At 73.2% G+C, this 12618-nt stretch carries 14 protein-coding genes; 7 read left to right on the top strand and 7 right to left on the bottom strand.

Annotated elements, in window-relative coordinates; translation table 11 throughout:
- The first annotated feature begins 115 nt into the window (after positions 1–115).
- Entirely contained in the window at positions 116–814 is a 699-nt protein-coding gene (locus tag ACFYO5_RS19395) for an O-methyltransferase (protein ID WP_356566405.1), read from the top strand.
- A gap of 292 nt (positions 815–1106) precedes the next feature.
- Here the strand turns inward: ACFYO5_RS19395 and ACFYO5_RS19390 are convergent, their stop codons facing one another.
- The gene (locus tag ACFYO5_RS19390) at positions 1107–1274 is read right to left on the bottom strand and encodes a DUF3117 domain-containing protein (RefSeq protein ID WP_003966491.1); all 168 of its coding nucleotides are present in this window, start codon (positions 1272–1274) and stop codon (positions 1107–1109) included.
- 374 nt (positions 1275–1648) lie between these two features.
- Here ACFYO5_RS19390 and ACFYO5_RS19385 point away from each other — a divergent pair, with 374 nt between their 5' ends.
- Entirely contained in the window at positions 1649–2440 is a 792-nt protein-coding gene (locus ACFYO5_RS19385) for an enoyl-CoA hydratase-related protein (protein ID WP_356566206.1), read from the top strand.
- A gap of 81 nt (positions 2441–2521) precedes the next feature.
- On the opposite strand, the gene ACFYO5_RS19380 is transcribed toward ACFYO5_RS19385, so the two are convergent.
- Entirely contained in the window at positions 2522–3130 is a 609-nt protein-coding gene (locus ACFYO5_RS19380; protein ID WP_388710011.1) for a DNA-3-methyladenine glycosylase I, read from the bottom strand.
- The gene (locus tag ACFYO5_RS19375) at positions 3127–3477 is read right to left on the bottom strand and encodes a DivIVA domain-containing protein (protein ID WP_356566403.1); all 351 of its coding nucleotides are present in this window, start codon (positions 3475–3477) and stop codon (positions 3127–3129) included. The genes ACFYO5_RS19380 and ACFYO5_RS19375 overlap by 4 nt, the downstream gene beginning before the upstream one ends.
- Positions 3478–3608: 131 nt before the next feature.
- On the opposite strand from ACFYO5_RS19375, the gene folP reads away from it, so the two are divergent.
- Positions 3609–4469, top strand: coding sequence for a dihydropteroate synthase (gene folP / locus ACFYO5_RS19370; RefSeq protein WP_388710009.1), 861 nt, complete (start codon positions 3609–3611; stop codon positions 4467–4469).
- Positions 4470–4633: 164 nt separating this feature from the next.
- Here the strand turns inward: folP and ACFYO5_RS19365 are convergent, their stop codons facing one another.
- Positions 4634–5392, bottom strand: coding sequence for a TIGR00730 family Rossman fold protein (locus tag ACFYO5_RS19365; protein WP_388710007.1), 759 nt, complete (start codon positions 5390–5392; stop codon positions 4634–4636).
- Positions 5393–5504: 112 nt separating this feature from the next.
- The gene (gene dapE, locus ACFYO5_RS19360) at positions 5505–6584 is read right to left on the bottom strand and encodes a succinyl-diaminopimelate desuccinylase (protein WP_388710005.1); all 1080 of its coding nucleotides are present in this window, start codon (positions 6582–6584) and stop codon (positions 5505–5507) included.
- Positions 6585–6678: 94 nt separating this feature from the next.
- Here dapE and ACFYO5_RS19355 point away from each other — a divergent pair, with 94 nt between their 5' ends.
- The gene (locus ACFYO5_RS19355; RefSeq protein ID WP_388710003.1) at positions 6679–7668 is read left to right on the top strand and encodes a heavy metal transporter; all 990 of its coding nucleotides are present in this window, start codon (positions 6679–6681) and stop codon (positions 7666–7668) included.
- A gap of 297 nt (positions 7669–7965) precedes the next feature.
- Complete coding sequence (locus tag ACFYO5_RS19350) at positions 7966–8427, top strand: ATP-binding protein (RefSeq protein WP_356566196.1); 462 nt, start codon at positions 7966–7968, stop codon at positions 8425–8427.
- A 636-nt stretch (positions 8428–9063) separates the two neighbouring features.
- Here ACFYO5_RS19350 and ACFYO5_RS19345 read toward each other — a convergent pair.
- Both ACFYO5_RS19345 and fdxA read right to left on the bottom strand, forming a co-directional pair.
- Positions 9064–10158: a bifunctional succinyldiaminopimelate transaminase/glutamate-prephenate aminotransferase gene (locus ACFYO5_RS19345; RefSeq protein ID WP_356566194.1), complete on the bottom strand. Its 1095-nt coding sequence runs from the start codon at positions 10156–10158 to the stop codon at positions 9064–9066.
- A 115-nt stretch (positions 10159–10273) separates the two neighbouring features.
- Positions 10274–10594 carry a ferredoxin gene (gene fdxA / locus ACFYO5_RS19340; RefSeq protein ID WP_007495984.1) on the bottom strand — a complete coding sequence of 107 codons (321 nt, stop codon included), beginning with the start codon at positions 10592–10594 and terminating at the stop codon, positions 10274–10276.
- A 110-nt stretch (positions 10595–10704) separates the two neighbouring features.
- Here fdxA and ACFYO5_RS19335 point away from each other — a divergent pair, with 110 nt between their 5' ends.
- Both ACFYO5_RS19335 and ACFYO5_RS19330 read left to right on the top strand, forming a co-directional pair.
- The gene (locus tag ACFYO5_RS19335; protein ID WP_388710432.1) at positions 10705–11781 is read left to right on the top strand and encodes a GNAT family N-acetyltransferase; all 1077 of its coding nucleotides are present in this window, start codon (positions 10705–10707) and stop codon (positions 11779–11781) included.
- Positions 11778–12611, top strand: coding sequence for a tetratricopeptide repeat protein (locus ACFYO5_RS19330; protein ID WP_388709999.1), 834 nt, complete (start codon positions 11778–11780; stop codon positions 12609–12611). Before ACFYO5_RS19335 ends, ACFYO5_RS19330 begins: the two co-directional genes overlap by 4 nt.
- Positions 12612–12618 lie beyond the last annotated feature (7 nt).

Genomic DNA, 12618 nt, shown 5'->3' with positions numbered 1-12618 from the left:
TCGGTGCTGATACGGCTCATGCGGCTGCGTCAGCACTTGCTCGGCATCCCGTCCGTCGTCGTGATCCAACCGTGTCCCCCCGTAGTCCGTCACACCCCTTCAAACGCGCGGTCCCATCTGCGGGTTCCCGGCACCAACGGATACAGTCACGCCCAGGCAACCACGGGGACAGGAGAGGGTCATTACCGGCAACCGGCAGACGAGCTGGGCGTTCGCCGACGCCTATGTCGCCGAGGACGAAGCACTGCGCTGGGCCCGCGACCGGGCCCGCGACGCGGGGCTGCGCTCGGTGTCGCCCAGCACGGGCGCCGCGCTGCGGTTGCTCGCCGCCACCGTGGACGCCAAGGCGGTCGCGGAGATCGGTACCGGTACCGGCGTCTCGGGGATCCACCTGCTGCACGGCATGCGCCCGGACGGCGTCCTGACGACCGTCGACCCCGAGCCGGAGCACCAGCAGTTCGCCCGGCAGGCCTTCCGGGCCTGCGGTTTCGCCAGCAACCGGGCCCGCTTCATCCCGGGCCGCGCGCTGGACGTGCTGCCACGGCTGGCGGACGCCGGCTACGACCTCGTCTTCTGCGACGGTGACCGGCTCGAGGTCATGGACTACCTCGCTGAATCGTTGCGCCTGCTGCGACAGGGGGGACTCGTGGTGTTCGAGGGCGTCTTCGCGAACGGCCGCACGATCGACTCGGGCCCGCAGCCGACGGAGGTCATAAGGGTCCGCGAACTGCTGCGCGCGGTACGCGAGAGCCAGGAGATGGTGCCGTCGCTGCTGCCGGTGGGCGACGGCCTTCTCTGCGCGGTCAAGCGATAGCCGTACGCCGACGGCCAGGCGTCAGCCCGTACGCCGACGGCCGAGCGATACCTGTGCGACCGAGGACCGTGCGAGCCACCACCGCGTGAGCCGCGCCCTGCCGCCTCCCGTTCGGGTACCTACCCGCTCGGATACCTGCCCGCCCGGTCACCTCCCCCGGCCGCCTCCCGCCCGGATACCTGCCCGCCCGGTACGCCGTTCGGGCTACGGGCCCCCGTCGCCCCCGGCAAAACAATCTCCCCGGCACCCTGAAGGATGCCGGGGAGACCGAAGGGGTATGGTCGCTTGCGCGTCAGCCGACGACCTTCTTGAGGGCGTCGCCGAGCGCGTCGGCCTCGTCCGGGGTCAGCTCGACAACGAGCCGACCGCCGCCTTCGAGCGGAACTCGCATGACGATGCCCCGCCCCTCCTTGGTCACCTCGAGCGGGCCATCGCCCGTCCGCGGCTTCATGGCCGCCATGCTCGTTCCCCTTCCTGAAACCAGCTCATCGTCAAAGCCGACGGCCCGTGGAGGGCAAGGCGCGGCCCAGCACGGGACCAACGACCAACGACACCGGCATCGAACACATTGCTTCCCAGCCATTATCCCGCATCGCAGGACCCGATGACCAACATCGGTCGGCATCGCTTGGGCAACGCGCGCGAGCAAAACCACTCAATTCGGCGATGTGACTGCGATACTGCGCGCCCGCACGGACTTCCGCCCGCCGGAAATCGTCCTGATTTCTTTGACGCAGGTCACACGTCCCGCGCGCTCGCCGTCCCTCATGCTGTCCTTCGGACACCTGCGCGTACTGGTCAGTACGTCAGCCGCGACACCGGAGGGGACATTCCATGGCCGACACCGTGCTCTACGAGGTGAGCGACGGGCTCGCGACGATCACCCTGAACCGCCCCGAGGCGATGAACGCGCTGGACATCGCGACCAAGGTCGCCCTGCGGGAGGCGGTGGAGTCCGCGGCGGCCGACGACGCCGTACGGGCCGTGCTGCTGACCGCCGCCGGTGAGCGGGCCTTCTGCGTGGGCCAGGACCTCAAGGAGCACATCGGGCTGCTGGCCGAAGGCTCCGGCAGGGTCATGAGCACGGTCAAGGAGCACTACAACCCGGTCGTGCGGGCGCTCACCGAGGCGCCCAAGCCGGTCGTCGCCGCCGTGAACGGGGTCGCCGCGGGCGCCGGCTTCGGCTTCGCGCTGGCCGCGGACTACCGGGTGGTGGCCGACACGGCGTCCTTCAACACCTCGTTCGCGGGGGTCGCGCTCACCGCCGACTCGGGCGTCTCGTGGACCCTGCCCCGCGTGATCGGCCCGGGCCGTGCCGCCGATCTGCTGCTGTTCCCGCGCAGCGTCAAGGCGCAGGAGGCGTACGAACTGGGCATCGCCAACCTGGTCGTACCGGCCGAGGCGCTGCGCCCGGAGGCCGAGCGGGTGGCGCGGGCGCTGGCCGCCGGGCCGACGGTCGCCTACGCGGCGATCAAGGAGGCCGTCGCCTACGGGCTGTCGCACTCGCTCAGCGAGACGCTGGACAAGGAGGACGAGTTGCAGACTCGGGCGGGGGCCTCGCAGGACCACGCGATCGCCGTGCAGGCGTTCGTGAACAAGGAGAAGCCCAGGTACCTGGGCCGCTGAGTCCGGCGACGCGAGCGGCGTCGGGGGCCGCGGGGCCGGTGCGGCCGTAGCGCGCCCCCGCGCCCCTCAGCCCCCCACCCCTCAGGCCTGTGCGCCGCTCACGGCCGCCGCGCCTCGGGACACACAGGTCTCCAGGTGGTCGTCCACCAGCCCGCACGCCTGCATGAGCGCGTACGCCGTGGTGGGCCCGACGAACCGGAGGCCCCGCTTTTTGAGCGCCTTCGAGAGGGCCGTCGACTCGTCCGTCACCGCCGGGACGTCCGCGAGGGTTTTGGGGACCGTCCGGGCCGCCGGGTCCGGGGCATGGGACCAGATCAGTTCGTCGAGGTCGCCCGGGGACCAGCCGGCCAGCACGCGCGCGTTGGCGAGCGTGGCGTCGATCTTGGCGCGGTTGCGGATGATGCCGGGGTCGGCGAGGAGGCGGGCGCGGTCCTCCTCCGTGAAGGCGGCGACCGCGTCGATCGCGAAGTCGGCGAAGGCGGTACGGAATCCGGAGCGGCGGCGCAGGATCGTGATCCAGGACAGACCCGACTGGAAGGCCTCCAGACTGAGGCGCTCGAAGAGGGCCTGGTCGCCGTGGACCGGGCGGCCCCACTCCTCGTCGTGGTACGTCACGTAGTCCGCCGTGGACAGGGCCCAGGGGCAGCGCAGCGCGCCGTCGGGGCCGGCGAGGGCGGCACCGTCGCTCACTGCTGCTCCTCCGGTGCGGGCTTGTCCATGGAGACGTGCGGTTCGGGCGTCCGGGCGGCGGAGAGCGCGGACTCCAGTTCGCCGATGCGGGCGTCGCGCTCGGCGAGTTCGGCGCCGAGGCGGTTGAGCGCGTCGTCGACGTCGGCCATGCGGTAGCCGCGGGCGGCGAGCGGGAAGCGGAGGCGGTCGACGTCGGACCGGTCGAGGGGGCGGTCCGGGGGCAGCGGGTCGTGCAGCCGCTCGGGCTCGACCTCCGGCAGCGGACCGGTGCCCTCGCCGCCGCCCACCACGGCGAGTGTCACCGCGGCCACCACGACGGCGAGCGCGACGACCAGGAAGAAGAACATAACCATCGGTGGGTCCCCACGCTCGCTGTGCTCGTTGTCGGATGTGTCAGGCTCCGATCGTGCCATGAGGGTGTGACAGTTAGGGTCGCAGGCGGCGGATGTCAGGGACGTACGAGGAGAGGTCACAGGGGATGCTCAGGCTGGGCAGGCGGGAATTCGGCACCCACGAGCCGGTGATCATGGCGATCGTGAACCGGACCCCCGACTCCTTCTACGACCAGGGCGCGACCTTCCGTGACGAGCCGGCCCTCGCGCGCGTGGAGCAGGCGGTGGCCGAGGGCGCCGCGATCATCGACATCGGCGGCGTGAAGGCCGGTCCCGGTGCGGAGGTCACGGCCGAGGAGGAGGCGCGGCGCACGGTCGGTTTCGTGGCCGAGGTGCGGCGGCGCTTCCCGGACGTCGTGATCAGCGTGGACACGTGGCGGTCCGAGGTCGGCGAGGCCGTCTGCGAGGCGGGCGCGGATCTGCTGAACGACGCGTGGGGCGGGGTGGATCCGCGGCTGGCCGAGGTGGCGGCGCGGTACGGGGCCGGGCTGGTCTGCACGCACGCGGGCGGCACGCGGCCGCGCACGCGGCCGCACCGGGTGGCCTACGACGACGTCGTGGCCGACATCCTGCGCGTGACCGTGGGGCTGGCGGAGCGGGCCGTGGAGCTGGGGGTGCCGCGGGAGTCGATCCTGATCGATCCCGGGCACGACTTCGGGAAGAACACGCGGCACAGCCTCGAGGCGACGCGGCGGCTGGGCGAGATGGTGGGCACGGGCTGGCCGGTGCTGGTGTCGCTGTCGAACAAGGACTTCGTGGGCGAGACGTTGGACCGGCCGGTGAAGGAACGGGTGGTGGGGACGTTGGCCACCACCGCGGTGTCCGCGTGGCTGGGGGCACGGGTGTACCGGGTGCACGAGGTCGCCGAGACGCGGCAGGTGCTGGACATGGTGGCGTCCATCGCGGGGCACCGGGAGCCGGCGGTGGCCCGGCGGGGGCTGGCGTAGTTCCCGCTCGCCCCCGCCACCGCTTCCCGCCCCCTCCCCCGCCGCGGCTTCCCGGCCCCGGCGCGGGGGCCGCGCCCCCGCGCCCGCAGCCGCCGGCCGCCACGGGTTGCCCGGCCGCCACGCGTCCCCCGGCGCCGGACGGGCGGGCGGGGCAAATCCGCCCTCTAGCGGCCCGCTTCCTTGGAGACCAACGCCACCGCTTCCTCCACGTCGTCCGTGACGTGGAAGAGGAGGAGGTCCTTCTCCGAGGCCTTGCCCTGGGCGATCAGGGTGTTCTTCAGCCAGTCGATCAGGCCGCCCCAGTACTCCGTGCCGAAGAGGACGATCGGGAAGCGGGTGACCTTCTGGGTCTGGACGAGGGTGAGGGCCTCGAAGAGTTCGTCCAGGGTGCCGAGGCCGCCGGGCAGGACGACGAACCCCTGCGCGTACTTCACGAACATCATCTTGCGGACGAAGAAGTACCGGAAGTTCAGGCCGATGTCGACGTAGGGGTTGAGGCCCTGCTCGAAGGGCAGTTCGATGCCGAGGCCGACCGAGACGCCGCCCGCCTCGCAGGCGCCCTTGTTGGCCGCCTCCATGGCGCCGGGACCGCCGCCCGTGATCACCGCCCAGCCGGCCTGCACCAGCGCGCGGCCGAGCCGTACGCCCGCCTCGTACTCCGGGGAGTCCACCGGCGTCCGGGCGGAGCCGAAGACGCTGATGGCGGCCGGGAGTTCGGCGAGGGTGCCGAAGCCCTCGATGAACTCCGACTGGATGCGCAGGACCCGCCAGGGGTCGGTGTGGACCCAGTCGGACGGGGCCCGCTCGTCCAGCAGCCGCTGGTCCGTGGTGCTCGCCTGCACCTGGTCCCGCCTCCGGAGGACCGGTCCCAGGCGCTGTTCCTCCGGTGGCCGCCGCTTGCCCTCCGGGTTGCCTGTAGCCATGTGAACTCCCTCCGCTAGCAGTCGTTCCACCTCAGCGTAGATCTACGCGGGTTACGGACGGGGGACGTCGGCGTGTCCGCCGTCCGGCGCCCCCGGCACGGATGCCCCGGGATCAGGCGGTCAGCCAGGACCGCAGCCGCTCCTCGGCCGCCAGGATCTTCGCGGTGTCCACGTGTTCGTCCCGCTTGTGCGCCAGGTGCGGGTTGCCGGGGCCGTAGTTGACGGCGGGCACGCCGAGCGCCGAGAAGCGGGAGACGTCGGTCCAGCCGTACTTGGGCTGCGGGGTGCCGCCCACCGCCTCGATGAAGGCCGCCGCGGCGGGGTGGGAGAGGCCGGGCCGGGCCGCCCCGCTGTGGTCGTCGACGACGAACTCCGCCACCCCGCAGTCGGCGAACACCTCTCGGACGTGGGCGACGGCCTCCTCGGGCGTACGGTCGGGCGCGTAGCGGAAGTTGACGGTCACGACGCACTCGTCGGGGATGACGTTGCCGGCCACTCCGCCGGTGATGCCGACCGCGTTGAGGCCTTCGCGGTACTCCAGGCCGTCGACCACCGGGTGACGGGGCTCGTAGGAGGCGAGGCGGGCCAGGATCGGGGCGGCGGCGTGGATGGCGTTGGAGCCCATCCAGCCGCGCGCCGAGTGGGCCCGCTCGCCGCTGGTCCTCAGCAGGACCCGCAGGGTGCCCTGGCAGCCGCCCTCCACCTGACCGTCTGAGGGCTCCAGGAGGACCGCAAAGTCGCCCTCCAGCCACTCCGGGTGGGCCTCGGCGACGTGCTTGAGGCCGTTGAGGTCGGCGGCGACCTCTTCGTTGTCGTAGAAGACGAAGGTGAGGTCCCGGTTGGGGGCCGGGACGGTCGCGGCGATGCGGAGCTGGACCGCGACGCCCGACTTCATGTCGCAGGTGCCGCAGCCCCACAGGATGCCGTCCGCGTCCAGCCGGGAGGGGACGTTGTCCGCGATCGGGACGGTGTCGATGTGGCCGGCGAGGATCACCCGCTCGGGACGGCCCAGCCGGGTGCGGGCGGTCACGTTGTTGCCGTGCCGGTCCACCGTCAGGTGCGGGAGCGCGCGCAGAGCCGTCTCGACGGCGTCCGCGAGCGGCTTCTCCGTGCCGCTCTCGGAGGGGAAGTCGACGAGCTGCGCGGTGAGCAGGGCGGCGTCCAGCGTGAGGTCAAGCGGGGTCTCGGCCATGGCCTCGACCCTAACGCCCCGACCGCTGGGAGCGCCCCGACCCGCCTTCCGCACCGGTCTCCCCGGTTTTCGTACTCTCCAGTACCTTGTACGCGTGCCAGAGCCGTCACCTTCTCCCAAGCGCCGCGGCCGCCTCCTGCGATGCGGGGCGGCCTGCGTGGTCCTGTCCGCCGTCGCGGGGTACGTCGTGGTCCAGTACGTCACCGGCGGCGCCGGGGATCCGGGGTGCAGAGTCGTTTCCGCGGACGGGGCGGCGTACGAGTTCACCCCGGAACAGGCGGTGAACGCGGCCACCATCGCCGCCGTCGGCACCAACCGGGACATGCCCGAACGGGCCGTGACCATCGCCCTGGCGACCGCGCTCCAGGAGTCGGCGCTGCGCAACCTCGACCACGGCGACCGGGATTCGCTCGGCCTCTTCCAGCAGCGGCCCTCGCAGGGCTGGGGCAGCGCGCGGGAGGTCAGGGACCCGGCCTACGCGGCGAACATCTTCTACGAGCACCTCGCCAAGGTCCCCGGTTACACCGGACTGCCGCTCACCGTCGCCGCGCAGCGGGTGCAGCGCAGCGGCTACCCGGAGGCGTACGCCAAGCACGAGCCGGACGCGACGCTGCTGGCCGCCGCTCTCACCGGGACCACCGCGGCCTCACTGACCTGCGAGGGCCGCCCGGACGCCGGCACCGCCGTCGCGACGGCCACCGGTCCGGACGCGGTCCGCGCCGCGCTCGTACGGGACTTCGGGCGCGACGCGCTCCAGCAGGCGGGCGCGGAGGTGGGCGCCGAGGAGACCTCCCCCGCGGACGTCGGCCCGCCGGTCGCCGAGACCGACGGACGGACCGTGACGCTGCCCGTGGCCGAGGCCACCGCCACGGACGGGCCCGAGGCCCTGCGGCGCGGCTGGCAGCTCGCGCACTGGGCGGTGGCCAACGCCTCCGCGCTGCGCGTGGAGCGCGTCAGCTATGCCGGCCGGGAGTGGGTGGCCGGAAACACCCGCAGCACATGGCGCCCCACCGGACCGGCCGACGACGGCGCCACAAAGGCGGGCGACGGCTCCGGAAGCGTACGGATCGTCACCGCGCAGTAGTACGGGTATTCACCCTGACGGGTGGTGCGTGGGGTACCGGGCGGCGGTGCGTCCGGGTTTCCGCGCCGTCACCCCCGACGTGGGCGAACAGCTTGGGAACAAAGGGCTCCGCGGGTTCTGCGCATTTTCCTGTCGGTCGGGTTTCGCCCGTTTTTAACCAGAGCTGATTATGCGACGCATTGCCAACTCTTTACGTCGGCAGTCCGCAACCTTCGCGGGGTTCGAGCGGTAGTCAGTGCGTCCGGGCCCGGACAGACGTCACAGACAGTTCTTGTTCTCTCCCGTCGAAGGAGCATCATGTCCCTCCCCCTGACCCGCAGGATCGCCCGTGCCGCACTGCTTGTCGCCGCGGGAGCTGCTGCCGGTGTCGGTGCGGCCGGCTCCGCCAGCGCTGCCCCCGACCTGCCCGCCACCCCGAACCTGGGCGGCCTGACCGCCCTGGACGGGGCGAGCGTCGGCAACACGGTCGACAGCGCGGCGCAGAACGTCACCGGGACCGCGGGCGAGACCGGTGGCAAGGCGGTCGAGCACGCCGTGCCGGCCGCGGGCAAGACCGGCGGCAAGGCCGTGAAGAAGGTGACCCCGGTCGCGCAGAAGGCCGCCGGTGAGGCCGCCGGCTCCGCGGCGGGCTCCGCCGGGGACCTCGTCGGGGACACCGCGTCCACGGCCACGAAGGGCGGCCTGCCGACGGAGTCGCTGACGCAGGGTGGACTGCCGGGCGCGGGGACGCTGCCGGTGAAGGACCTGCCGCTCGGCTAGCACCGGGCTTCGGCCGTGACGGGGTCCGGGGTGTCTCCCCGGACCCCGTCCCGCTGCGCGAGCGCGCTCACGCCCGCCTAGTCAGAGCCGGCCGGGCCGAGCCGGGCCCGGCGCCGCACGCGATGCCCGCCCCGCGCCACGCCGCCCACACCCCGGACCCCCTCCCGCTGTGCGGGCGTGCTCACGCCGGCCGAGCCGGGTGCGGCCCGGCCGGGACCCGGGCCGCACCCGATACCCGCTCCGCCCACGCCGCCCACACCCCGGACCCCCTCCCGCTGTGCGAGCGTGCTCACGCCGGCCGAACCGGGACCGGCCCGGCCGGGACCCGGGCCGCACCCGATACCCGCTCCGCCCACGGCCGCCCACACCCCGGACCCCGTCCCGCTCGCTGTACGAGCGTGCTCACGCCGACCGAACCGGGACCGGCCCGGCCGGGACCCGGGCCGCACCCGATACCCGCCCCCGCCCCACGGCCCCCGACACCCCGGACCCCGTCCCGCTGCGCGAGCGCGCTCACGCCGACCGAGCCAGGGCCGGCCGGGACCCGGCGCCGCAAGCAACGCCCGCCCCGCCCCGCCCCGGCGGCACGGCCACCCGCAGCGGTACCGGCTCACGCCAGCCACTCCACCGCCGGCGTCACGCCAGCCGCTCCACCGCCGCCCGCACCCGGTCGTCCGACGCCGTCAGGGCCACCCGCACGTGCTGCGCGCCCGCCGGACCGTAGAAGTCGCCGGGGGCCACCAGGACGCCGCGGGCCGCCAGGTGGGACACCGTGTCCCAGCAGGACTCACCCCTCGTGGCCCAGAGGTAGAGGCTGGCCTCGCTGTGGTCGATGCGGAAGCCGTGGCCGACGAGGGCCTCGCGCAGCAGGCCGCGGCGGACCGCGTAGCGCTCCCGCTGCTCGTGGACGTGGGCGTCGTCGGAGAGGGCCGCCACGACCGCCGCCTGCGTCGGCGCCGACGTCATCATCCCGCCGTGCTTGCGGATCTCCAGGAGCGGTGCGAGCACCGCCGGGTCGCCGGCCAGGAACGCGGCACGGTAGCCGGCCAGGTTGGAGCGCTTGGACAGGGAGTGGACCGCGACGATCCCGTCGTACGAGCCGCCGTTGACGTCCGGGTGGAGGACGGAGACCGGGTCGGCCTCCCAGCCCAGTTCGAGGTAGCACTCGTCGGAGAAGACGAGGATGCCGTGCTCGCGCGCCCAGGCCACGATCCGGGTCAGCTCGGCCTTGGAGAGGACCTTGCCGGTGGGGTTGGAGGGCGAGTTCAGCCAGAGGAGCCTGAGGTCCGTCGGGTCCAGCTCGGTCGGGTCGTCGTAGGCCTCGTACGCGGCACGGGCCAGGCGGGCGCCGACCTCGTACGTCGGGTAGGCGAGGCGCGGGAAGGCCACCCGGTCGCCGGGGCCGAGACCCAGCTGGGTGGGGAGCCAGGCGACCAGTTCCTTGGAGCCGACGATCGGCAGGACGTGCCGGTGGGTGACCGCGCGGGCACCCAGGCGCCGCTCCAGCCAGCCGGTGATCGCGTCGCGCAGCGCCGGGGTGCCCCAGACCGTCGGGTAGCCCGGGGAGTCCGCCGCGTCGATCAGCGCCTTGCGAATCAGCTCGGGGACCGGGTCGACCGGGGTGCCGACGGAGAGGTCGACGATCCCGTCGGGATGCGCCGCGGCCGTCTTCTTGTACGGCTCCAGCTTGTCCCAGGGGAAGGTGGGAAGACGGTCGGAAACTGCGGACACGGTTCTTGGCTCGCTCTCTGACGGATACGGCAAACGCCTCGGCCCCCTACGGCGATCTTGGGCGATCAGGCCGTACGGGACCGAGGCGGCGCGATGGTGCGGACCGCTTGCCCGACTACTCGGCCTGCGGCGGCAGCGCGGCGACGAAGGGGTGGTCGCGCTCGATCAGACCGAGCTTGCTGGCACCGCCGGGCGAGCCCAGCTCGTCGAAGAACTCGACGTTCGCCTTGTAGTAGTCCTTCCACTCCTCCGGAGTGTCGTCCTCGTAGAAGATCGCCTCGACCGGGCAGACCGGCTCACAGGCACCACAGTCGACGCATTCGTCCGGGTGGATGTACAAGGACCGCTGGCCCTCGTAGATGCAGTCGACCGGGCACTCCTCGATGCACGCCTTGTCCTTCACGTCGACACAAGGCTGCGCGATGACGTAGGTCACGCTGTCATTCCTCCTCGATAGGGCGCTGGCGGGCCTCCCCAGGCTCCGCCGCCTGGCGCGCGGGAGCGCGGCGTCGTCGATGCCCGACCCTAGTATCTCCGTTCTTGGCAATGATCCGACCAGGAGGGGTGGACCGACCTGTGGAAATTTCGGCCACTGGACGTCTCGAGGTCCGCATCACCGCCGCTGACGTGGGAAAACGCGTCTCCGTGCGGCGTCTGAGCGAACCTGGGGTGACTGAGGGGCGATTCACCGACACGGTGGGTGTTCTCACATCATGGGACAGCGGTGTGCTGGTGATCACACGCAAGAGCGGGGAGAGCGTCCGCTTCTCGGAGTCCTCACTGGTCGCCGGGAAGGTCGTGCCGCCCGCTCCGGCCCGCCGCCGGGGACCGGCCGCCTCCTACGCCGAACTCGCCCACGTCTCCGCCCGCGCCTGGCGGCCGACGGAGAGCGAGCGGCTCGGCGGGTGGGAGCTGCGCGCCGCCTCCGGGTTCACCCGCCGGGCCAACTCCGTGCTGCCGCTGGGCGACCCGGGCCTGCCCCTCGACGGGGCGCTGGACGTCGTACGGCGCTGGTACGGCGACCGGGGGCTGCCCGCCTATCTGCAGACCGCGACCGGGGCCGAGGGCACCCAGGAGCTGCTGTGCGCCGAGTTGGAACGGCGCGGGTGGGTGCGTGAGGTGACGGCCGAGCTGTGGATCGGGGCGCTCGCGCCGGTCGCCGACCGGGCGGAGGCGGAGGCCGGGGGTGCGGTGCTGGCGCGGCAGGCCGACGAGGCCTGGCTGGCGCGGTACCAGCGCAAGGGGGTCGACGAGGTGGCGCTGAAGGTGCTGGGAGGGGGGTCCCCCCGCCCGGGCGAGGCCGGGAGGGGGAGGGAGCCGTCGGTGTGGTTCGCGTCGGTGCCCGGCGAGGGCGCGGTTCCCGCGGCCATCGGCCGGTGTGTCGTGGACGGTCGGTGGGCCGGGTTCGGGGCGGTCGAGGTGGATCCGGCGCAACGGCGGCGCGGGCTGGCGACGGTCGTGATGGCCGCGCTGGCCCGTCGGGCGCTGGCGGAGGGCGCGTCCGCGGCCTGGCTCCAGGTCGAGGAGGACAACACGGCGGCGCGGGCGCTGTACGCCGGCATGGGGTTCGGGGCGCATCACGCCTACCACCATTATCGGGAGCCGGAGGGGAGTACGCCGTGACGGGACTCGAGCCCGCGGAGCTGCGGCGGCGGTTCGCCGAGGAGGCGCGGTCCGAGCGGCCCGATCTGTCGCTGCTGTGCCTCCTGGTGGGCGCGGCGGCGGACCGGTCGCTGGACGAGGCGCAGCTGGACGCCGCGCAGGTCGAACTGGACTCGCTGGCCGGGCAGGTGCCGTTCCGGCCGGGCGGGCCGCGCGCGTGGGCGGTCGCGCTGCGCGAGCTGCTCGGCGAGCGGCTCGGCTTCGGCGGCTCGGCGGCGGCGTACGAGCGGTTGGAGTCGTCCCTGCTGCATCAGGTGCTGGAGCGGCGGCGGGGGCTGCCCATCCTGCTGTCCGTGGTGTGGATCGAGGTCGCGCGGCGGGCCGGCGCGCCGGTGTACGGCGTCGCCCTGCCGGGGCACTTCGTGGTCGGCTTCGGCCCTCCGGAGGAGCAGGTGCTCGTCGATCCGTTCGACGGGGGCCGGCTGCTGACGGGGCGCGATGCCGAGCTGCTGGTGACGGGGGCGACGGGGGCCCCGCTGGAACCCTCGATGCTGGCACCGGCCGAGACGCTGGACGTCGTACGGCGGATCCTCAACAACATCCGGGCGTGGGCGGCGGCCCGGCCCGAACGGTCGGACGTCGCCCTGTGGGCCGTGGAGCTGGGGCTCCTCCTGCCGTCCCATCCGGCGCGCCTGCGGTACGAGCGGGGGCAACTGCTGGTGCAGCGCGGGCAGTTCACGCAGGGGGCGGAGGAGATGGAGGAGTACGCGGGGCTGGTCGAGGTGGTGGACGCGACGCTGGCGGAGCGGGTCCGGCAGGAGGCGCGGGCGGCGCGGGCTCTGCTGAACTGACGCCCCG

The sequence above is a fragment of the Streptomyces sp. NPDC006259 genome (genome assembly GCF_042870975.1).
Taxonomy (GTDB): domain Bacteria; phylum Actinomycetota; class Actinomycetes; order Streptomycetales; family Streptomycetaceae; genus Streptomyces.
This window is presented reverse-complemented; position numbering and strand designations above follow the sequence as displayed.